The organism is Streptomyces sp. NPDC006450 (assembly GCF_040612195.1).
GTDB lineage: Bacteria > Actinomycetota > Actinomycetes > Streptomycetales > Streptomycetaceae > Streptomyces.
Window position 1 is genome coordinate 107,445 of record NZ_JBEXPT010000005.1, and the last position, 20,050, is coordinate 127,494.

19 protein-coding genes and 1 tRNA gene are annotated in these 20,050 nt (G+C 71.0%); 12 read left to right on the forward strand and 8 right to left on the reverse strand.

The genetic code is table 11. The features are described from left to right. Window positions 1-31 precede the first annotated feature (31 nt). Window positions 32-562, forward strand: coding sequence for an NUDIX hydrolase (locus ABZY57_RS03825; protein ID WP_356507792.1), 531 nt, complete (start codon window positions 32-34; stop codon window positions 560-562). Window positions 563-586: 24 nt separating this feature from the next. On the opposite strand, the gene ABZY57_RS03830 is transcribed toward ABZY57_RS03825, so the two are convergent. Then, window positions 587-1,480 carry a 3-hydroxybutyryl-CoA dehydrogenase gene (locus ABZY57_RS03830; RefSeq protein WP_356507794.1) on the reverse strand — a complete coding sequence of 298 codons (894 nt, stop codon included), beginning with the start codon at window positions 1,478-1,480 and terminating at the stop codon, window positions 587-589. A 232-nt stretch (window positions 1,481-1,712) separates the two neighbouring features. Between ABZY57_RS03830 and ABZY57_RS03835 the strand changes: the two genes are divergently transcribed. Further along, the gene (locus tag ABZY57_RS03835) at window positions 1,713-2,144 is read left to right on the forward strand and encodes a YwqJ-related putative deaminase (RefSeq protein WP_356507796.1); all 432 of its coding nucleotides are present in this window, start codon (window positions 1,713-1,715) and stop codon (window positions 2,142-2,144) included. Window positions 2,145-2,149: 5 nt separating this feature from the next. Further along, entirely contained in the window at window positions 2,150-2,683 is a 534-nt protein-coding gene (locus tag ABZY57_RS03840; protein WP_356507798.1) for an SUKH-3 domain-containing protein, read from the forward strand. 67 nt (window positions 2,684-2,750) lie between these two features. On the opposite strand, the gene ABZY57_RS03845 is transcribed toward ABZY57_RS03840, so the two are convergent. Both ABZY57_RS03845 and ABZY57_RS03850 read right to left on the reverse strand, forming a co-directional pair. Then, entirely contained in the window at window positions 2,751-3,302 is a 552-nt protein-coding gene (locus tag ABZY57_RS03845; RefSeq protein ID WP_356507800.1) for a hypothetical protein, read from the reverse strand. Between the two features lie 5 nt (window positions 3,303-3,307). Then, window positions 3,308-4,570: a histidine kinase gene (locus ABZY57_RS03850; protein WP_356507802.1), complete on the reverse strand. Its 1,263-nt coding sequence runs from the start codon at window positions 4,568-4,570 to the stop codon at window positions 3,308-3,310. A gap of 154 nt (window positions 4,571-4,724) precedes the next feature. Between ABZY57_RS03850 and ABZY57_RS03855 the strand changes: the two genes are divergently transcribed. The 5 genes from ABZY57_RS03855 (at window position 4,725) to pth (ending at window position 8,920) form a co-directional block, all read left to right on the forward strand. Beyond that, window positions 4,725-4,796, forward strand: a tRNA-Gln gene (locus tag ABZY57_RS03855). A gap of 109 nt (window positions 4,797-4,905) precedes the next feature. Then, window positions 4,906-6,351, forward strand: a complete 1,446-nt coding sequence (glmU, locus tag ABZY57_RS03860) for a bifunctional UDP-N-acetylglucosamine diphosphorylase/glucosamine-1-phosphate N-acetyltransferase GlmU (protein ID WP_356507804.1) — start codon at window positions 4,906-4,908, stop codon at window positions 6,349-6,351. 133 nt (window positions 6,352-6,484) lie between these two features. Continuing rightward, a complete protein-coding gene (locus ABZY57_RS03865) occupies window positions 6,485-7,462 on the forward strand; it encodes a ribose-phosphate diphosphokinase (protein ID WP_356507806.1) in 978 nt (325 codons plus the stop codon). A gap of 194 nt (window positions 7,463-7,656) precedes the next feature. After that, a complete protein-coding gene (locus ABZY57_RS03870) occupies window positions 7,657-8,238 on the forward strand; it encodes a 50S ribosomal protein L25/general stress protein Ctc (RefSeq protein WP_356507808.1) in 582 nt (193 codons plus the stop codon). Between the two features lie 91 nt (window positions 8,239-8,329). Beyond that, window positions 8,330-8,920, forward strand: coding sequence for an aminoacyl-tRNA hydrolase (gene pth / locus ABZY57_RS03875; protein WP_356507810.1), 591 nt, complete (start codon window positions 8,330-8,332; stop codon window positions 8,918-8,920). Between the two features lie 102 nt (window positions 8,921-9,022). Here the strand turns inward: pth and ppc are convergent, their stop codons facing one another. Next, on the reverse strand, window positions 9,023-11,716 hold the full coding sequence (ppc, locus tag ABZY57_RS03880; RefSeq protein WP_356507845.1) for a phosphoenolpyruvate carboxylase: 2,694 nt from the start codon (window positions 11,714-11,716) through the stop codon (window positions 9,023-9,025). Between the two features lie 434 nt (window positions 11,717-12,150). Here ppc and ABZY57_RS03885 point away from each other — a divergent pair, with 434 nt between their 5' ends. The 3 genes from ABZY57_RS03885 to ABZY57_RS03895 all read left to right on the forward strand — a co-directional run bounded on the left by ABZY57_RS03885 (window position 12,151) and on the right by ABZY57_RS03895 (window position 15,785). Next, window positions 12,151-13,131: a fatty acid desaturase gene (locus tag ABZY57_RS03885; protein WP_356507812.1), complete on the forward strand. Its 981-nt coding sequence runs from the start codon at window positions 12,151-12,153 to the stop codon at window positions 13,129-13,131. Further along, a complete protein-coding gene (locus ABZY57_RS03890) occupies window positions 13,131-13,802 on the forward strand; it encodes a TetR/AcrR family transcriptional regulator (RefSeq protein WP_254386077.1) in 672 nt (223 codons plus the stop codon). The genes ABZY57_RS03885 and ABZY57_RS03890 overlap by 1 nt, the downstream gene beginning before the upstream one ends. A 255-nt stretch (window positions 13,803-14,057) precedes the next feature. Next, on the forward strand, window positions 14,058-15,785 hold the full coding sequence (locus ABZY57_RS03895; protein ID WP_356507848.1) for a VCBS repeat-containing protein: 1,728 nt from the start codon (window positions 14,058-14,060) through the stop codon (window positions 15,783-15,785). A gap of 75 nt (window positions 15,786-15,860) precedes the next feature. Here the strand turns inward: ABZY57_RS03895 and ABZY57_RS03900 are convergent, their stop codons facing one another. Both ABZY57_RS03900 and ABZY57_RS03905 read right to left on the reverse strand, forming a co-directional pair. After that, window positions 15,861-16,244 carry a glyoxalase gene (locus ABZY57_RS03900; RefSeq protein WP_356507850.1) on the reverse strand — a complete coding sequence of 128 codons (384 nt, stop codon included), beginning with the start codon at window positions 16,242-16,244 and terminating at the stop codon, window positions 15,861-15,863. Window positions 16,245-16,246: 2 nt separating this feature from the next. Further along, window positions 16,247-17,116 carry a trans-aconitate 2-methyltransferase gene (locus ABZY57_RS03905; RefSeq protein WP_356507814.1) on the reverse strand — a complete coding sequence of 290 codons (870 nt, stop codon included), beginning with the start codon at window positions 17,114-17,116 and terminating at the stop codon, window positions 16,247-16,249. Between the two features lie 161 nt (window positions 17,117-17,277). On the opposite strand from ABZY57_RS03905, the gene ABZY57_RS03910 reads away from it, so the two are divergent. Then, window positions 17,278-17,775 (forward strand): MarR family transcriptional regulator, encoded by a 498-nt coding sequence (locus tag ABZY57_RS03910; protein WP_243335294.1) that lies wholly within the window; start codon window positions 17,278-17,280, stop codon window positions 17,773-17,775. Here the strand turns inward: ABZY57_RS03910 and ABZY57_RS03915 are convergent. Next, entirely contained in the window at window positions 17,734-18,522 is a 789-nt protein-coding gene (locus ABZY57_RS03915) for a response regulator transcription factor (RefSeq protein ID WP_356507817.1), read from the reverse strand. The two genes, ABZY57_RS03910 and ABZY57_RS03915, sit on opposite strands and share 42 nt — an antisense overlap. 476 nt (window positions 18,523-18,998) lie before the next feature. Continuing rightward, window positions 18,999-19,973, reverse strand: coding sequence for a UDP-glucose 4-epimerase GalE (gene galE / locus ABZY57_RS03920; RefSeq protein WP_356507819.1), 975 nt, complete (start codon window positions 19,971-19,973; stop codon window positions 18,999-19,001). Between the last annotated feature and the right edge of the window lie 77 nt (window positions 19,974-20,050).

The following is a 20,050-nucleotide window of genomic DNA, read 5'->3' on the forward strand; positions in this document are numbered from 1 at the left end:
GCCACCTACTCGATCGGAAGGTGGCAGAACCGTGCAGTGGATGAACCTGAGTGAGCAAACCGTGTACACGAACCGCTGGTTCGACGTGAATCTCGCCGATGTGGAGCTCCCCGACGGCCGGCACCTGGACCACTTCGTCATCCGGCTGCGCCCGGTCGCCGTCGCCACGGCCGTCAACGAGGCCAACGAGGTGCTGCTGCTGTGGCGCCACCGCTTCATCACCGACAGCTGGGGCTGGGAACTGCCCGCCGGGGTCGTCGAGGACGGGGAGTCCGTGGAGCGGGCGGCCGCGCGCGAGATGGAGGAGGAGTCGGGCTGGCGGCCCGGCCCCCTGCACCACCTGATGACCGTCGAACCGTCCAACGGGCTGACCGACGCCCGTCACCACCTCTACTGGGCGGACGGGGCCACGTACACCGGTCACCCCGAGGACGACTTCGAGTCCTCGCGCCGCGAGTGGGTACCGCTCAAGCTGGTCCCGGACATGATCGCGCGCGGCGAGGTCCCGGCCGCCAACATGGCGGCCGGGCTGCTGTTGCTGCACCACTTGCGGCTCGGCTGAGCCGCGGGTGGCGGGCCGTACGGGTCAGCTGTACGGGTAGAAGCCCGAGCCCGTCTTGCGGCCGAGGCGGCCGGCGTCGACCATGCGCTGGAGCAGCGGGGGAGCCGCGTACAGGGGCTCCTTGAACTCCGCGTACATCGAGTCGGCCACCGAGGCCACCGTGTCCAGACCGATGAGGTCCGCGAGCTTCAGCGGGCCCATCGGGTGGGCACAGCCCAGCTCCATGCCGTTGTCGATGTCCTCGCGGCTCGCGATGCCGGACTCGAACATCCGGATCGCGGACAGCAGGTACGGGATGAGGAGCGCGTTGACGACGAAGCCGGAACGGTCCTGGGCGCGGATCGCGTGCTTGCCCAGCGCGCCGCCGACCAGTGCCTCGGCGCGCTTGATCGTCTCGTCGCTCGTGGTCAGCGCCGGGATCAGCTCGACGAGCTGCTGCACGGGGGCCGGGTTGAAGAAGTGGATGCCGATGACCTGGTCGGGACGCGACGTCGCGACGGCCAGCTTGACCAGCGGGATCGAGGAGGTGTTGGAGGCGAGGATCGCGTCCGGACGGGTGACCACCTGGTCGAGGACCTGGAAGATCTCCGTCTTGACCTGCTCGTTCTCGACGACCGCCTCGATGACGAGGTCGCGGTCGGCGAACTCGCCGAGGTCGGTGGTGAACGACAGGCGGGCCAGGGTCGCGTCCCGCTCCTCCTCGCTGATCTTGCCGCGTTCGGCGGCCCTGGTCAGAGAGGTGTGCAGCCGGGTCCGCCCGAGTTCGAGTGCCTCGCCGGTGGTTTCGGCGACCATCACCTCGAGCCCGCTCCGGGCGAACACCTCCGCGATGCCCGCGCCCATCTGGCCACAGCCCACTACGCCGACGCGTGCGATGTCGTCTGGGAGGTCCGTCACATCGTGCCTTTCGCTGCTCATCCATCGCGGGTCCCCCGTACTCGTGCAGTGGTAACTGCGTTCCGGCGCCCGCCACGCCCCCCGACGTTACCCCCGTCGTTGCCCGGCGTGGCGGGCCGGGGCGGGCATGCTGGGCGGACACCAGGCAATGTCACGCAGCGGAACGGAGTCGTCACATGGCGTCCATCGGAAGGCGGGGAATGCTGGCCGCGGCAGCGGGGGTGCGGGCGGCGGCGGCGACGGCCGCCCCACCGTGCCCACCCTCCGCTTCCGCCGCGACGGAATCCTGCCCACCGTGGCCGCCGCCCTGTCCGTGCGCGGCGAAACCCTCACCGGGACCGCCGGCAAGGCCGACCTGCCCCCCGTACTGCACGCCCTCGTACAGGATTTCCTCGACACCCTCACGAGCGGCCAGCGCGAACGTTTCACCGGCCGATGTCCGGAGGCGATCCTGCTCTCCCGCCACCTCACCACCGTGGAGGGCGCCCGCAGCAAACGCGCCTCGCGCAAGCCCCTGACACCCAGCGAGGCACGCCGCTCGCTCAAGCACTCCAAGATCACCGCCCGCCACATCCGCGAGGACGGCGACCCGCTCCACGGCAGCTACGCACCTCCCTGCCGCTCCTGCGAGGCCCTCCTCGCCCACTTCGGCGTCCGCCCCGTCGACCTCACCCACCCCGAGTAGCCGCCATGACCACGACCTCCGCTTCGTACGCCCGCTCCTCGGCGACCCGCTTCCCCGTCGCCGTGGACGCCGCCCTGCGCACCGCCGGCTGGGAGCCCGGCCGCTGGGACATCAAGCAGGCCGAGTACTGGGCCGACGCCCTGCGCGACCACACCACCCCCGCCGGACACCGGCACACCGTGTTCCCCGCCGCCGTCGAAGCCTGGGCGGAGTTCGGGAACCTCACCGTCACCGCCCCGGGCCCCGGCCGCCAGATCGCGCCCGCCGCGATACGCCTGGACCCGCTCACGGGCCTGCACCTCGCCCGTACCTTCGCGGACCTCGGCCGCGCCCTCTCCACCCAGCTCTGCCCGCTCGGCGTCGAGGCCGGCACGGACCCGGCCGGGGGCGGCTCCCACCTCGCCCTCGACCGCGAGGGCCGCGTCTACTGCGTGGACCACACCGGCGACTGGTACCTCGGCGCGAGCCTCGACGAGGCCCTCACCCTCCTCCTCACCGGCCTCCAGCCGACCCGCCTGACGACGGGCCAGACGGGCTGACGGCCTCGGCGGCCCGCAGCGCCCGGACGGCCCGGACACCCCCGGACGGCCCGGGCCACCGCACTCCCTAACCGCCCAGCTCCGGAAGCCGCTCCCCCTCCCCGGGGTAGCGGCCCTCCTCCAGCCGGAAGAGGTACGCCCGCAGATCGGCGGCGAGCCCGCCCTCCAGGTACGCCCGGAACTCCCGCGCCCCCTCGGCGGCGTCCCGGTCCGCGGGATGGACGCTGTCCCCGTACTCGGCCAGCGAGAGCACCAGGTGCTCCACGACCCGGGCCCGCCCGGCCCACCACCGGCGCACCGTCTCCGGGGTCCACCAGCGGTCCCCGTCGTACGCGTACTCCTGGAAGGGCTCCTCGTCCGCCGCGTCCACCACCCGGCGGACCTCGGCCCGGCTCCGGGGCTGCCGGAACACGTACTCGAGGCTGCCCTCGGTGCTCGCCGCGTACATCACGTTGCCGGGCGCGTTCAGCCGCCCGGTCCAGCACGTGTCCGTCTCGCCCGTGTAGAACGGCCCCGGCACGTTCAGCCAGAGCCGCTTCTCCCACCGCCCCTGGAACAGCTTCCGGTCATCCTCCGTCAGCTCCGCCACCGGATCCCAGCCCACCCTCATCCCGGCCATCCCGGCTATCCCCTCTCCCACTCGCTCGGCAGGACCGCCGAGACCTTGAAGCCGCCCACGTCCGTCGGGCCGGACACGAACACCCCGCCCAGTCCGAGCACCCGCTCACGCATCCCGACCAGGCCGTTCCCGCCGCTCGGCAGCCCCGGCTCGGCCGCCTTGCCGTCACAGGGGCCGTTCTCCACCTGCATGGCCACCTCACCCTCCCGGTGCGCCAGCCGTACCACCACCCGTGCGCCCGGAGCATGCTTGTGGCAGTTGGTCAGCGCCTCCTGCACCACCCGGTAGGCGGTCTGCTCCACCTCCGCCACGTACGCCGAGTACTCCCCCCGCACATCCAGGTCCACGACCATCCCGGCCGCCCGCGACTGCCCGACCAGCGCCTCCAGCTCCCCCAGCGTCGGCCCGTCGTCGAAGCTCCCCACCAGCGCCACCGGCGCCGCCACCGCCGCCGGCTTCGGAGCCTGCGCACGCAGCACGCCGAGCATCTCGCGCAGCTCGGTCAGCGCCTGCCGACCCATGTCCCCGACCAGCGCCGCGTTCTTCGCCGCCTTCACCGGGTCCTTGGCGGCGATGGCCTGGAGCGCCGCCGCGTGCACCACCATGAGCGACACCCGGTGCGCCACCACGTCGTGCATCTCCCGCGCGATCCGGGTCCGCTCCTCCGTACGGGCCCACTCGGCCCGCTCCTCCGCCCGGTCCGCGAGCAGCGACAGCTCCCGCTCCAGCGAGTCCGCGCGCTCCTGCAGGCTCTCCATCAGCCGTCGGCGGGCCGCCGTGTACAGCCCGAACAGCACCGGCGGCACGGTCAGCGCCACCGCCACGAAGACGGACAGGGTGATGACGATGGTGAGGGTGACATCGGGGTCTTCCCGGGTCCGCAGGTACATCACCACGAAGGTCGCGGCCAGCGACATCGACGCCAGGGTCGCGGTGATCCGCCGGGGCACCTCGGAGGCGGCCAGCGTGTACAGCCCGACCACGCCGAGCAGGAAGCCCATGGCGGCCGGCGACACCGCGATGCCGACCAGCACCACCACGATCGGCCAGCGCTGCCGCAGGACGAGCACCGACCCCACCAGCAGCCCGAACAGCACTCCGGCGTAGACCGGGATCCCGGCCTCGCGGGCGAACCCGACGCCCTCCACCCCGCACTCGACGGCGGACACCGCGCCGAGTCCCACGTCCAGCACCGCCGACCTGCGCCGCTCCCACCACAGGGGCCCGTCCCGCCCGGCCCCGTCCCACTCTTCCCCCGTACCGGTCATGCCGACCAGCGTACGCAGCCGTCCCTGCACGGCGGCGACCGAAAATCCCGCTGAAGGGCTCGGATTTGAACCGTCGCATTCAGGGCGCCCGGTGCGGCATAGTAGGTCCCGTCGGCGCGACCACTAGGATGCAATGTCCGGTTAAGTCGATTAATCCCCTGTGGTGTAATTGGCAGCACTGAGGCTTTTGGTGCCTTATGTTCGGGTTCGAGTCCTGACAGGGGAGCTTCGCCATCCGGGTCCTGACGTCCGCAGTCGGGACCCGCGCTCGTTTGGCGCCCTAAACCCACCGGTATCCTTCACGGGTCCACCACCCGAAGCCGAAGGGCACACCCGTGAGCGCCAACCGCCCGGCAGCCGTCGTCGTACTCGCAGCGGGTGAAGGCACCCGCATGAAGTCGGCCACACCCAAGGTTCTGCACGAGATCAGCGGGCGCTCGCTCGTCGGTCACGTCGTCGCCGCCTCCCGCGAGCTGGACCCCACCCATCTCGTCGTCGTCGTCGGGCACGCCCGCGAGCAGGTCACCGCGCACCTCGCCGCGATCGACGCCGACGTCCGCACGGCAGTCCAGTACGAGCAGAACGGCACCGGGCACGCCGTCCGGATGGCCCTCGAAGAGCTGGGCGACCGGCCCGCCGGCACCGTGGTCGTCGTCTGCGGCGACACCCCGCTGCTGACCGGCGAGACCCTGGCCGCGCTGACGGCCACGCACGAGGCCGACGGCAACGCCGTCACCGTGCTGACCGCCGAGGTCCCCGACTCCACCGGGTACGGCCGGATCATCCGCGGCGCCGACGGGGCGGTCACCGCCATCGTCGAGCACAAGGACGCCACCGACGCCCAGCGCGCCATCCGCGAGATCAACTCCGGGGTCTTCGCCTTCGACGGGGCCCTCCTCGCGGACGCGCTCGGCAAGGTCCGCACCGACAACAGCCAGGGCGAGGAGTACCTCACCGACGTGCTCGGCATCCTGCGCGAGGCCGGCCACCGCGTCGGCGCGGCCGTGGGCGCGGACCACCGGCAGATCCTCGGGATCAACAACCGGGTCCAGCTCGCCGAGGCCCGCGCACTGCTGAACGCCCGCCTGCTGGAGCGCGCCATGCTCGCCGGTGTGACGATCGTCGACCCGGCGAGCACGCTCGTCGACGTGACGGTGACTTTCGGCCAGGACGCGATCGTGCACCCGGGCACCCAGCTGCTCGGCACCACGCACATCGCCGAGCAGGCCGAGGTCGGCCCCAACACCCGCCTCAAGGACACGCACGTCGGTGCGGGCGCCCGTGTGGACAACACGGTGGCGGACACCGCCGTCGTCGGCCCGTCGGCGAGCGTCGGCCCCTTCGCGTACCTGCGTCCGGGCACGAACCTGGGTGCGAAGGCCAAGGCCGGCACGTACGTGGAGATGAAGAACGCCACGATCGGCGAGGGCACGAAGGTCCCGCACCTGTCCTACGTCGGCGACGCGACGATCGGCGAGTACACGAACATCGGCGCCGCCAGCGTGTTCGTGAACTACGACGGTGAGCACAAGCACCACACGACCGTCGGCTCACACTGCAAGACGGGTTCGGACAACATGTTTGTGGCTCCCGTCACCATCGGGGACGGCGCCTACACGGCCGCCGGCTCGGTGATCACGAAGGACGTGCCGCCCGGCGCCCTGGCCGTGGCCCGTGGCCAGCAGCGGAATATCGAGGGCTGGGTGGCCCGCAAGCGTCCGGGAAGTGCCGCCGCGACGGCGGCTCAGTCGGCGGTCCACGAGGACTCCGACGAACGCTGAGGTGAACTGACCGGAAACGGCTACGCCCGAGACGGCGTACCGTGATAGGTGCACGCAATTCGGCTGGCTCACCGTGTGCGGGACGGACGCACATGGGGGCGAGCAGCTTTCCCACGTCTGAGGAGACAGTGCTGTGACCGGGATCAAGACGACCGGCGAGAAGAAGCTGATGCTCTTCTCCGGCCGCGCCCACCCCGAGCTGGCCGAGGAGGTCGCGCACCAGCTGGGTGTCGGCCTCGTGCCGACCAAGGCTTTCGACTTCGCGAACGGCGAGATCTACGTCCGCTTCCAGGAGTCTGCTCGTGGCGCGGACTGCTTCCTGATCCAGAGCCACACGGCTCCGATCAACAAGTGGATCATGGAGCAGCTGATCATGATCGACGCGCTCAAGCGCGCGTCGGCACGCTCCATCACCGTGATCGTCCCGTCCTACGGGTACGCCCGTCAGGACAAGAAGCACAAGGGCCGCGAGCCGATCTCGGCCCGTCTGGTCGCGGACCTGCTGAAGACCGCGGGTGCGGACCGCATCCTCACGGTCGATCTGCACACCGACCAGATCCAGGGCTTCTTCGACGGCCCGGTCGACCACCTTTCGGCCCTGTCGGTCCTCGCGGACTACGTCGGTGCCAAGGTCGACCGCTCCAAGCTGACGGTCGTCTCCCCGGATGCCGGCCGCGTTCGCGTCGCCGACCGCTGGTGCGACCGTCTGGACGCGCCTCTGGCGATCGTGCACAAGCGCCGTGACAAGGACGTCGCCAACCAGGTGACCGTCCACGAGGTCGTCGGTGAGGTCAAGGGCCGCGTGTGCGTCCTGGTCGACGACATGATCGACACGGGCGGCACCATCTGCGCCGCCGCGGACGCGCTGTTCGCGCACGGCGCGGAGGACGTCATCGTGACGGCCACGCACGGCATCCTGTCGGGCCCGGCCGCCGACCGTCTGAAGAACTCGAAGGTCAGCGAGTTCGTGTTCACGAACACGCTGCCGGACCCGTCCGACCTGGAGCTGGACAAGATCACGGTGCTCTCCATCGCCCCGATGATCGCCCGCGCCGTGCGCGAGGTCTTCGAGGACGGCTCGGTCACCAGCCTGTTCGAAGAGCAGCAGTGAGCACGTCCGCACCGCGCTAGATCCTTTTTGGGTACGGCCTCCCCGCCGGGTACACTCCTCGAGTTGCTCGGCGAGGGAGGCCGTACCTGTTCGCGAACAGGTTCCGGTGCTCCGTTATCGACGCGCTCTTCGTAGCAGGCCGTGTTCCGGCCGGGTGACTGTCGTCCATTTCCGTCACCCCACGAGGAGTGAGCATGTCCGAGATCAAGCTTTCCGCGAAGGTCCGCGAGAACTTCGGCAAGGGTTCCGCCCGTCAGGCGCGTCGTGACGCCCTGACCCCCGCGGTCATCTACGGCCACGGCACCGACCCGAAGCACGTCAACGTGGACGCCCACGCCCTTCAGCTCGCGCTGCGCACCCCGAACGTCCTGATCTCCCTGGACATCGCGGGCGCCGGCACCGAGCTGGTCATCCCGAAGGCCGTTCAGAAGCACCCGCTGAAGCGTTCGATCTCCCACGTCGACTTCCTGATCGTCAAGAAGGGCGAGAAGGTCACCGTCGACGTCGCGATCGTCACCGAGGGCGAGCTGGCCCCGGGCGGCAACATGCTGGAGACCCTCCAGAACACCATCTCCGTCGAGGCCGAGGCCACGCACATCCCGACCGAGGTCACCGTCTCGATCGCGGGCCTGGAGGCCGGTGCGACCATCACCGCCAAGGACCTGGTCCTCCCGGCGGGCACCACCCTGGCCGTCGACGGCGACATCGCCGTCCTGCAGGTCATCGGCGCGCAGGCCGAGGAGCCGGCCGCCGAGGGTGCGGGCACCGAGGCCTGAGCCTCGCCCCTCCCCTTCAGCACTTGCTGAACGACCGCCGTCCGGCTCCACTGGAGCGGGACGGCGGTCGTCTTCGTATAAGGAGCTTTTGATGTCGGACGAAGCGGCGCCCTGGCTGATCGTGGGGCTCGGGAACCCGGGTGCGGAGTACGCGGGCAACCGCCACAACATCGGTTTCATGGTGGCCGACCTGTTGGCGGAGCGGATGCGCGGCAAGTTCAAGGCGCACAAGGCCCGTGCTCAGGTGGTCGAGGGCCGGATGGGTCCGCCGGGACCGGCGAACCGGCGCGTGGTGCTGGCCAAGCCCATGTCGTTCATGAACCTGTCCGGTGGTCCGGTGACGGCGCTGCGGGACTTCTACAAGGTGCCGCTGGAGCGGATCGTCGCGGTCCACGACGAGCTGGACATCGACTATCCGACGTTGCGGCTGAAGCTGGGCGGCGGGGACAACGGGCACAACGGCCTGAAGTCGATGACGAAGTCGATGGGGCCCGACTACCACCGCGTCCGTTGCGGCATCGGACGGCCGCCGGGCCGGATGCAGGTCGCCGACTTCGTGCTGAAGGACTTCTCCTCGACGGAGCGCAAGGAGCTGGACTGGTTCGTCGACCGTTCGGCGGACGCCGTGGAGTGCCTGATCCAGGAGGGCCTGGAGCGCGCGCAGTCCACGTACAACAGTTAGGGGGCCGGCTCCTGACCGCGCGCAGCGGGTGGGAGGAAGCCCTGCACGGGGAAGCCCCCGCACCGTCGTCCGGTGCGGGGGCTTCCTGGCCGTCGGGGGTGGTCAGCCGGTGTTGCGCAGGCCGGCGGCGACGCCGTTGACCGTCAGGAGCAGGGCCCGGGACAGGGTCGGGTCCGCTTCCTCGCCGCGCTCGGCGGCGGCGCGCTGGCGGGCCAGCAGGGAGACCTGGAGGTAGGAGATCGGGTCCAGGTAGGCGTCGCGGACCGAGAAGGTCTGCTGGAGGACCGGGTTGGAGTCGAGGAGCTTCTCGCCTCCGGTGATCCGCAGGACCTCGCGGACGGTGAGTTCGTGCTCGGCTTCGATGCGGGCGAAGACGTGCTTGAGTTCGTCGGGCACCAGGGTGTCGACGTAGTGGCGGGCGATCCGCAGGTCCGTCTTGGCCAGTGTCATCTCGACGTTGGACAGGAAGTTGCGGAAGAAGTGCCAGCGCTCGCCCATCTCGGCCAGTGCGTCGCCCTGGCCGGCTTCGCGCAGGGCCTTGAGGCCCGAGCCGACGCCGTACCAGCCGGGGACGATCTGGCGGGACTGGGTCCAGCCGAAGACCCACGGGATGGCGCGCAGGCCGTCGAGGCCGGCGCCGGAGTCGGGGCGGCGCGAGGGGCGGGAGCCCAGGTGCAGGTCGGCGAGCTGGTCCACGGGGGTGGCGGCGAAGAAGTACGCCGGCAGGTCCGGGTCCTCGACGAGTGCGCGGTACGCGTCGTGGGCGGCGTCGGAGACGGTGTCCATGGCGGCGTCCCAGCGGGCCAGGTCCTCGTCGGACTGGCGCGGGGCGGTGTGCAGGGCCGAGGCCTGGAGGGTGGCCGCGACGGTCAGCTCCAGGTTCTCGCGGGCCAGCGAGGGGACGAGGTACTTGTCGGAGATGACCTCGCCCTGCTCGGTGACCTTGATCTCGCCTTCCAGGGTGCCCCAGGGCTGGGCGAGGATCGCGTCGTGCGAGGGGCCGCCGCCGCGGCCGACGGTGCCGCCGCGGCCGTGGAAGAGGCGCAGGCGGACGCCGTAGCGGTGGGCGACGTCGCGCAGTCGGCGCTGGGCGCGGTGGATCTCCCACTGGGAGGTGGTGATGCCGCCGAACTTCGAGGAGTCGGAGTAGCCGAGCATGACCTCCTGGACGTCGCCGCGGAGCGAGACGAGGCGTCGGTAGGAGGGGTCGGCGAGCATCTCGTCGAGGATGACGTCGGCTGCCTTGAGCTCGTCGGTGGTCTCCAGGAGCGGGACGATGCCGATCTTGGCCCAGCCGCCGTGCAGGTCGATGAGGCCGGCCTCGCGGGCGAGGACGGCGGCGGCGAAGACGTCGTCGGCGCCCTGGCACATCGAGATGATGTAGGACTCGATGACCTCGGGGCCGAACTTCTCGAAGGCGTCCTTGATGGCGCCGAACACGCCGAGCGTCTTCTGTCCGGCGGCGTCGAGCGGGGCCGGGGTGGGTGCCAGGGGGCGGCGGGAGCGCAGCTCCTTGGCCAGGAGGCGGCCGCGGTAGTCGCGGGGCATGTCCGCGTAGCGCCAGGACTCCTCGCCGAGCCGGTCGAAGAGCTGGCCCAGCGCGTGGTGGTGGGCGTCCGCGTGCTCGCGTACGTCCATCGTGGCGAGCTGGAGGCCGAAGGCGGCCAGGGTGCGGATGGTGCGGTCCATGCGGCCGTCGGCGAAGAGGGCGCCGCGGTGCTCGCGCAGGGAGGTCTGGATGAGGGTGAGGTCGGTGAGCAGCTCGGCGGTGCCGAGGTAGTCGCGGCCTTCCTCGTGCGGGATGCCCTTGGCGAGGCGTTCGCGGGTGTTGAGGAGCTTCTGCCGGATGCAGGTGGCCTTGAGGCGGTACGGCTCCTCGGCGTTCAGCCGCTTGTAGCGCGGGCTGATCTCCGGGAGGCGTTCCAGGTCGGCCTGGAGGGAGGTGAGGAGTTCTTCGGTGACACCGGTGTAGCGGATGGAGTTGGACAGCAGTCCGCGCAGGAAGTCGATCAGTTCCAGGGCGTCGGTGATGCCGTGCTCGTGCTGGAGGATCAGCACGTCCCGGGTCACTTCGGGGGTGACGTTGGGGTTGCCGTCGCGGTCGCCGCCGATCCAGGTGCCGAAGGTGAGGGGGCGGGTGCCGGGCGGGATCTCGATGCCGACGCGCTGGAGCTCGGCGGCGAGGTCTTCCAGGACGTCGCCGACGGCGCCGGCGTGCAGTTCGTCGAGGTAGTAGATCGCGTTGCGTGCCTCGTCGGCGGGTTCCGGGCGGACCACGCGCAGTTCGTCGGTCTGCCAGACGAGGTCGATGTTCTCCGCGAGGCGCAGGTCGTGGCGGCGGCGCTCGCCGGCGCCCGCGACGGGCTCTTCGAGGAGGGCCGCGATGCGGCGCAGCTTGTTCAGGACGCTGCGGCGGGCCGCCTCGGTGGGGTGTGCGGTGAAGACGGGGCGGACGTTGAGGTGCTTGACCGTCTCGCGCAGGTGCTCGGGGTCCGCGTCCTTGAGCATGTCGGCGGTGCGGGCCAGCAGGCCGCCCTCGGCGGCGCGGTGGGCGCGCAGTTCCTTGCCGCGGTGCACCTGTTCGGTGACGTTGGCGAGGTGGAAGTAGGTGGAGAAGGCGCGCACCAGCTTGGCGGCGGTCTCCAGGTCGGTGTCGCCGAGCAGCTCGGCGGCCGCGATGCCGTCGGTGCGGGTGAGAGCCCGGACGCGTTCGACCAGGTCGAGGAGGTCCTGGCCCTCCTGGCGTACGAGGGTCTCGCCGAGGAGGTCGCCGAGGCGGCGGATGTCCGCGCGCAGCTCGGCGTTGGCGGCGCCGGCGGGGGACGTCGCGGAGGCGGTGGTCGAGTGGGCCTGGTCGGCACTGCTCACAGGTGCGGCTCCTTGCAGTGTTTCGAGCGCTACTGGGAGGTGGGCCCCGGGTGCGCGCGGTGGTGCCGTCCCGGATCTGGGTCCGGCGGTGCCACCGCTCCTGATGCGCAGCTCGGGCTGCCCGTGCGGACCGCGCTGTCCGACGACACCAGGATAGGTGGCCCGTACCGGTGACCAGCCCCGTGTGTCAGCAGGCGGGACGGCGGCCTTGCGGCTCGGGCCTCTGGGCCCGGTCGCGGGCGCGCTCCTCTTGCCCCGCGGGGGACCTTTGCCATACTTACGTTGCCGTAGGTTACGCACCCGTAGGGATGTGTGGCCGGGCGGCGCGCCTGCCGACTCCCTCACCCTCAGGGGACACATATATGACCATCAGTCCCGACGTGATCGAGGACGCCCCGGCGTCTTCCGGCGCGTCCGTGCCGTCCGCGACCCTCGGCGGTGAGAACAAGCGGTCCGTGGAGCAGGTCGCGCTGCTGCTGTTCATCACCGTCCCCTTCCTCGCCCTGCTGGTGGCGGTTCCGCTCGCCTGGGGCTGGGGGGTGAGCTGGCTGGACGTGGGCCTGATGGTCTTCATGTACTTCCTGGCCTGCCACGGCATCACGATCGGTTTCCACCGGTACTTCACGCACGGTTCCTTCAAGGCGAAGCGGCCGCTGCGCATCGCCTTGGCGATCATGGGCTCGATGGCGGTGGAGGGACCCCTGGTGCGCTGGGTGGCCGACCACCGCAAGCACCACAAGTACTCCGACCACGAGGGCGACCCGCATTCGCCGTGGCGTTTCGGCGAGACGGTGCCGGCGCTGATGAAGGGCCTGTGGTGGGCGCACATCGGGTGGCTCTTCGACGAGGAGCAGACCGACCAGCAGAAGTACGCCCCGGACCTGATCAAGGATCCGGCGATCCGGCGCATCTCGCGCGACTTCGTCTTCTGGACGATGTTCTCGCTGGCGCTGCCGCCTCTGGTGGGCGGCCTGGTGACGATGTCGTGGTGGGGCGCCTTCACGGCGTTCTTCTGGGGCTCCCTGGTCCGGGTCGCGCTGCTGCACCACGTGACGTGGTCGATCAACTCGATCTGCCACGCGGTGGGCAAGCGCCCCTTCAAGTCGCGCGACCGCTCCGGCAACGTGTGGTGGCTGGCGGTGCTGTCCTGTGGTGAGTCCTGGCACAACCTGCACCACGCCGACCCGACCTCCGCCCGGCACGGTGTGCTGCGCGGCCAGGTCGACTCCAGCGCGCGGCTGATCCGGTGGTTCGAACAGCTGGGCTGGGCGTCCGACGTCCGCTGGCCGTCCGAGGCCCGCATCGACGCCCGGCGCAAGGAAGAAGTGTCGAACGCGGCATGATGGGGGGCGTGGGAAACGACGGCAGCAGTTCCAGCAGCGAGAAGCCCAGGCGCAGCCGCCGGGTCCGGATGACGGGCGCCGAGCGGCGTCAGCAACTGCTGGACATCGGCCGCACCCTGTTCGCCGAGAAGGGGTTCGAGGGCACGTCGGTGGAGGAGATCGCGGCGAAGGCCGGAGTCTCCAAGCCGGTGGTGTACGAGCACTTCGGTGGCAAGGAGGGCCTCTACGCGGTCGTCGTGGACCGCGAGATGCGCCAGCTGCTGGACGGGGTGACGGGCGCGCTGACGGCCGGGCACCCGCGGGAGCTGCTGGAGCAGGCGGCGTTCGCGCTGCTGGACTACATCGAGAGCTACACGGACGGTTTCCGGATCCTGGTCCGGGACTCCCCCGTGGCTCAGTCGACGGGTACCTTCGCCTCGCTGATCAGTGATATCGCCACGCAGGTCGAGGACATCCTCGGCCTCGAGTTCAAGGCCCGCGGCTTCGATCCGAAGCTGGCCCCGCTGTACGCGCAGGCGCTGGTGGGGATGGTCGCACTGACCGGCCAGTGGTGGCTGGAGACGCGCCAGCCGAAGAAGGCGGAGGTGGCGGCGCACCTGGTGAACCTGTCCTGGCACGGGCTGGAGAACCTGGAGGCGAAGCCGCGTCTGGTGGGGCACCGCAAGAAGTGAGCGTGCTCCGCGTTCGCGGTGCGTGAGCGGGGCGCTGCGCCCGGTGCCCGGGGTCGGGAGGCCCCGGGCACCACTGCGTTCTGAACGTGATCAAAAAAGCCCACTTAATGTCTGGACAATGCGCGCCACGCAGGTAGTGTTCGGGTACTCCCGGGGGGGAATGCCGTCTCACGTGCAGCGCAGCACTGCCGCGCGCCGTGGACGAGATCGTTCAGCCCGGTTTCGCCTGACTACCAGGGAGACCTCTTGTCTTTCATGCGCTCCACGCGCTCCGGCCGCATCGCGGCCTGCACCGCCCTCGCCCTCGCGGCGGGGATGCTCCTTTCCGGCACGTCGGCCTCGGCCGCCGAGAAGCCGGTCCCCGCACCGAGGGTCGACCGGTCCCAGGCCGACGTGCGCCCCACGGGCACCAAGCCCCAGGCCCCGTCGACGAAGGCCGCGGCCCGTACGACCGCCGCCACCCCGCTCGCGCCGCTGTTCGACGTGAGCGGCGACGGCTGGTCCGACATGGTGTACCGCGGGCTCAGCGGCCGGTCGTACCTGAAGGACTTCACCGGCGACGACCCCGAGTACTTCGTGGACGGCGCCGCTGCGGGCTCCGGCTACGGCGAGGACTTCAAGGACGTCATCACGGCCGGTGACCTCAACCGTGACGGGCAGCCCGAGCTGCTGACGCTCTCCGTCCACGGCAAGCTGTCCCTCCTGGCTGCGAACAGCGCCGGCACCTACCGCACCGGCTGGTCCGGCAACGGCTGGAACATCTACAACAAGGTCGTCGGTGTCGGCGACCTGACCGGCGACGGCAAGGCGGACCTGCTGGCCCGCACGTACGCGGGCGGTCTCTACCTGTACCCGGGCAACGGCACGGCCGACTCGGGCAGCCCGTTCGGTGCCCGGATCTCCCTCGGCGCGGGCTGGAACGCCTTCTCCCAGATCGTCGGCGGCGGTGACTTCAACGCCGACGGCAAGGCCGACCTCCTGGTGGCCACGCCGGGCGGCGTGCTCTACGTCTACCCGGGCAACGGCGCCGGCGGCTTCGGCAACCGGATCAAGAGCGGCACCGGCTGGAACGTGTACAACCAGCTCCAGACGCTGGTCACCAACGCCGACGGCGGCGGCACCTGGGTCGCGGCCCGTGACTCCGCCGGCATCATCTGGAGCTACAAGGCCAACGCCGACGGCAGCCTCGGCGACCGGGTGAAGATGGGCACCAGCTGGGAGTACACCGACCTGTTCGCCGGCCAGGGCGGCGTCCCCGCGCACGGCCGCTCCGAGCTGGTCGGCCGCACTTCCGGCGGCGCCGTCTACTACTACGGCGGCAAGATGAACGGCGGCTTCTACGACCGCCAGGAGGCCCTGGGCAGCGGCGAGGCGCCGATCAACCAGGTCGGCATGACCGTCACCTCCTCGTTCGGCTCGCTGAACCAGGCCGCGTGGCTCTTCTGGGGCGGCGGCAAGCTCTACATCAACGGTGCCTACGCGGGCGCCGGCTGGGACGTCTTCAACTCCCTCTCCGGTGTCGGCGACATCAACGGTGACGGCTTCGGCGACCTGCTGGCCCGCGACAAGTCCAACGTGATGTGGTTCTACCCGGGCAACGGCAGCGGCACCTCGTTCGGCAACCGCGTCCGCCTCGGCGCCGGCTGGGGCATCTACAACAAGCTGTTCGGCGCCGGTGACGTGACCGGTGACGGCCGCGCCGACCTGCTCGCCCGCGGCACCGACGGCTCGCTGTGGGCCTACCCGGGCAACGGCACCACCAGCTTCGGCGACCGCGTCAAGATCGGCGACGCCGGCTGGAACGGCTTCAAGAAGCTGACCGCGGTCGGCGACATCACCGGTGACGGCCGCACCGACCTCGTCGGCGTCAACTCCGCCGGCACCGCGTTCGTCTACAAGGCGTCGGGCCTCAAGGGCCTGAACACCTTCCAAGGCAACACCAACATCGGTGGCGGCTGGAACGCGTACGCCGAACTGCACTGATCGGCCCCGCTCGTACGAAGGCGCCCCGTCACCGGATCTCCGGTGGCGGGGCGCCTTCGCGGGTACCGCGGCGGTTCAGTGGCCGGCGTGCGGCTCCAGGTCGTGCCGTTCCAGGAACTCGAGCCGGTTGCCCACGGGGTCCTCGGAATAGAACCGGTGGTGGCCCGGCAGGTTGTCGTCCCAGACGACGAGGGCGCCGCGCCGCTCCAGGGCGGCCGCGAAGGCCTTGATGCCCTCGACCCTGAGCCCCGGGTGCGCCTTGCGGGCCGGGCGGAAGTCCTCCTCGATGCCGAGGTGGAGCTGGACCGGCCCGGCGGCGAACCAGCATCCGCCGCGCGCCGCGAGCACCGGCGGCTTGGGGATCTCGGTCATGCCGAGCACCTCGGTGTAATAGGTGCGCAGCCGGTCCTCCGAGCCGGGCGGGGCGGCGAGCTGGACGTGGTCGACTCCGGCGAGCACCTTCATGCCTCCTTGCGGGCTACGGCGAAGATCCGGCGGAACGGGAAGGCGGTGCCGCGGGGGCCCGTGGGGTAGGCCGCGCGGAGCAGGGTGCGGTACTCGGCGAGGAAGGACTCGACGGCCTCCTCGTCGTCGGCCAGCGCGGTGAGCACGGGGCGCAGGGCCGTGCCCTTGACCCAGTCCAGTACCGGGTCGGGTCCTTCGAGCAGCTGGTGGTAGGTGGTCTCCCAGACATCGGCGGCGCAGCCCAGTTCGGTGAACCGCTCCAGGTATCCGGAGGGTTCGAGAATGTGGATGTAGCGGGCTCCGTGTCCGGCGAGCCGGGCCCTCCAGCGCGGGGTGTCGCACAGTTCGGCGAGGATCCGGTGGCTGGGGGCGGTGAAGTTCCCGGGGATCTGGAAGGCGAAGGTGCCGCCGGGGCGCAGTCCGTTGATCCAGGGGGCGAAGGATCCGGCGTGGCCGGGGACCCACTGGAAGGCGGCGTTGGAGACGATCAGGTCGTGGGGCTCCTCCGGGAGCCAGTCGGCGAGGTCGCCGTGGCGGAAGTCGAGCTTGCCGCCGCCGCCGGTGGGGCCCGCGTATTCGGCGTCGGCGCGGTGGAGCATCTCCGGGGAGAGGTCGTAGCCGGTGATGTGGGCTTCGGGCCAGCGGTCCGCGATGAGCGCGGTGACGTTGCCGGGGCCGCAGCCGAGGTCGGCGATGCGGGCGGTCCGGGAGGGGAGCTCGGGTATGCGGGCCATGAGGTCGAGGAAGGGCCTGGCCCGGTGGCCGGCGTGCCGGAGGTACTGCTGCGGGTCCCAGGTGGGGGCGGTGGCCGCGGTGGGTGCTGTGTTCGACGCCGGAATCCTGGCCGGCGCGGTATCGGAATGCATGTTCGAGTCTCCCTGCTGGCGGTGCGGTCGGAATCGGAAGCTGCTCCGGCCCCCTCCATGCCCCATGATGGCGAAGAATATATCTCGACGTCAAGATACTTGGAATCGAGATGCTCGATTTAAAGAGACTTCACGTCGACAGACCCTTTACACTGATCGGCATGGAGGACGAGGTCGACCGACTGGTCGCGGCATGGCGGCGGGAGCGCCCTGACCTCGACGTGGAACCACTCGAGGTACTCAGTCGCGTCAGCAGGCTCGCGCGGCACCTCGACCGCGCCCGCCGACTGGCCTTCTCCGAGCACGGCCTGGAGCCCTGGGAGTTCGACGTACTGACCTCGCTGCGGCGGGCCGGCGCGCCGTACCAGCTCTCCCCCGGCCAACTGCTGACGCAGACCCTGGTGACGTCCGGAACCATGACCAACCGCATCGACCGGCTCGCCAAGAAGGGCCTCGTCGAACGGCTGCCGGACCCCAACGACCGCCGCGGGGTCCTGGTGCGCCTCAGCCCCGAGGGCCGCGACCGCGCCGACCAGGCGCTCGCCGGGCTGCTGGCCCAGGAACGGGCGATCCTGGCCCAGCTCTCGCGGACGCAGCGCGGCGATCTCGCGGGCCTGCTACGCCAGTTGACCGCTCCGTTCGACAACATCCCCGGCTAGGGCCTGCCCCGGCAGATTGGGCAGGTCAGCGGGTCGTACGCCGGCCCGCCGGGCCAGGGCGACCGCCGCGAGCGTGGAGTGCACGCCCAGCTTGCCCAGCACGTTCTGCATGTGGGTGCGGACGGTGTGCGGGGAGAGGAACAGCCGCGCGGCCACGTCCTTGCGTCCCAGCCCCGCCACCATGCAGCGCAGCACCTCGTGCTCCCTGGGCGTGAGGGACTCCACCAGCCGTTCGCTGTCGGTACGGTGCTTGCGCGCCGCGGTCAGTTCGCGGAGCACCCCGGTGAGCAGCGCGGGCGGAAGGTGCGTCTCCTCGCGCAGGACTCCGCGGATGACGGCCAGGAGCCGCGAGAGCGAGCAGTCCTTGGCCACCCAGCCCGAGGCTCCCGCCTGGAGCGCGAGGGCGGCCCGGCGTGCGTCGTCGCGCTCGGCGAGCACGACCGTACGGACCTCGGGGTGGGATACCCGTACGCCTGCCACCAGTGCGATCCCGTCGGCGGTGACGGGTGGGGCGGATGCGGGCTCCCGCTGGGCGGGGACGCCCGCGGGGACGGCGGCCAGGTCGGAGTCGACCAGCAGGACGTCGAAGCGGCGGCCTTCGGCCACCGCGCGTTCGAGGCAGCGCAGCGCGGCGGGGCCACTGCCGGCCGCGGAGACGTCCACGTCCGGTTCGGCCGCGAGCGCGGCGGCGAGAGATTCGGCGAAGATGCGGTGATCGTCGACCACGAGTACCCGGATACGGACCATAAAACCCCCAAGGGTCGGGGAACGGACGACTGCGGGTACGACGCCCGGACCGGGTGATCCGCAGGCGCCGCGGCCGCCGCCGTGACATCTCTGCACTACCCCGGACCGGACGTCGTACCCGACTTGTCTCGACCCCTGAATCAACACCGGCCCCCACCGGTGTCACGCATCAGCGTAGGGCCGCGATCGGCTCGCGGTTGGCCGAATTACAGAAGTTTTCCGAGCGATTTTCCGGCGAGGCGCTTCCGGAGGGGCTCCGAGGTGGCTTGAAAACGACCATGTCCCGCCCCTGGTCGTCCCGTTCCGTCCGGTGGTGTGCCATGGGCAGTTGCGCGGCGGGTATTTCACTCGGCGTGCGCACGCCGGGCGCCCGCGCGCAGCGCCCGGCGAGGGCGCACCCGGAATACGCGCGCGCCCCCACCCCGGTGGGGCGGGGGCGCGGGCGCGGCAGGGGTGGGGCAGCGGTGACTGCGGGCTCAGCCGCGCCGGGCGCGGGTGAAGTTCCAGGCGTCCGTCACGATGCCGGTGAGGTCCGAGCGGGTCGGGGTCCAGCCGAGGCGCTCGTGGGCCGTGCGGGCGGAGGCGACGAGGAAGGCCGGGTCGCCGGCCCGGCGGGGGGCCACGCTCTCGGGAATCTCCTTCCCGGTGACCTTGCGGACCGTCTCGATGACCTCGCGGACCGAAAACCCGCTGCCGTTGCCGAGGTTGCACACCAGGTGCTCCCCCTCGGCGGCGACCCGCAGCGCCGACAGGTGGGCCTCGGCCAGGTCGGCGACGTGGATGTAGTCCCGTACGCAGGTGCCGTCCAGGGTCGGGTAGTCCTCGCCGAACACGGAGATCGACTCCCGCTGGCCGAGGGCGACTTGCAGCACCAGCGGGATCAGGTGGGTCTCGGGGTCGTGCAGTTCGCCGAACTGCCCGTACGCCCCTGCCACGTTGAAGTAGCGCAGCGAGACCGCCGCGAGGCCGTGCGCCACGCACTCCCCCGCGATCATGTGGTCGACGGCCAGCTTCGAGGCCCCGTAGGGGTTGGTGGGCGCCGTGGGCGAGGACTCGGTCAACAGGCCGTCGCCGGGCTCCCCGTAGGTGGCCGCGGTGGAGGAGAACACCAGCCGGCGCACGCCCGCCCCGCGCATCGCGGCGAGCAGGGCCAGGGTGCCGCCGACGTTGTTCTCCCAGTACTTGCCGGGGTTCGCCACGGATTCCCCGACCTGTGAGGAGGCCGCGAAGTGCAGGACCCCGTGGTAGGAGGGGTCCAGGTGCTCGGCGGCGTCCTGGATGCGGCCCTCGATGAACGTGGCACCGGCCGGCACCCCCGAACGGAAGCCGGTGGAGAGGTCGTCGAGGACGGTGACCTCGTGGCCCGCCTCCAGGAGGTGGGCCGCGACCACCCCGCCCACGTATCCGGCTCCGCCGGTGACCAGGTATTTGGAAGACGCCGTCTCGCTCACGTGCCTACTGCCTCTCGCCGGGGAAACGCACGCGCCAAGGGCGTGCTGTCACCGGCATACCCGAATCCGCGCCGCCG

Excerpts from the sequence above, each read along its gene's own strand:
- ABZY57_RS03870 (WP_356507808.1), top strand. The coding sequence starts at position 7,657 with ATGTCCGAGATCAAGCTTTCCGCGAAGGTCCGCGAGAACTTCGGCAAG.
- ABZY57_RS03885 (WP_356507812.1), top strand. The coding sequence starts at position 12,151 with ATGACCATCAGTCCCGACGTGATCGAGGACGCCCCGGCGTCTTCCGGC.
- ABZY57_RS03850 (WP_356507802.1), bottom strand. The coding sequence starts at position 4,570 with ATGACCGGTACGGGGGAAGAGTGGGACGGGGCCGGGCGGGACGGGCCC.
- ABZY57_RS03905 (WP_356507814.1), bottom strand. The coding sequence starts at position 17,116 with ATGCATTCCGATACCGCGCCGGCCAGGATTCCGGCGTCGAACACAGCA.
- pth (WP_356507810.1), top strand. The coding sequence starts at position 8,330 with ATGTCGGACGAAGCGGCGCCCTGGCTGATCGTGGGGCTCGGGAACCCG.
- ABZY57_RS03915 (WP_356507817.1), bottom strand. The coding sequence starts at position 18,522 with ATGGTCCGTATCCGGGTACTCGTGGTCGACGATCACCGCATCTTCGCC.
- ABZY57_RS03890 (WP_254386077.1), top strand. The coding sequence starts at position 13,131 with ATGGGGGGCGTGGGAAACGACGGCAGCAGTTCCAGCAGCGAGAAGCCC.
- ABZY57_RS03910 (WP_243335294.1), top strand. The coding sequence starts at position 17,278 with ATGGAGGACGAGGTCGACCGACTGGTCGCGGCATGGCGGCGGGAGCGC.
- ABZY57_RS03895 (WP_356507848.1), top strand. The coding sequence starts at position 14,058 with ATGCGCTCCACGCGCTCCGGCCGCATCGCGGCCTGCACCGCCCTCGCC.
- ABZY57_RS03840 (WP_356507798.1), top strand. The coding sequence starts at position 2,150 with ATGACCACGACCTCCGCTTCGTACGCCCGCTCCTCGGCGACCCGCTTC.
- ABZY57_RS03845 (WP_356507800.1), bottom strand. The coding sequence starts at position 3,302 with ATGGCCGGGATGAGGGTGGGCTGGGATCCGGTGGCGGAGCTGACGGAG.
- ABZY57_RS03830 (WP_356507794.1), bottom strand. The coding sequence starts at position 1,480 with ATGAGCAGCGAAAGGCACGATGTGACGGACCTCCCAGACGACATCGCA.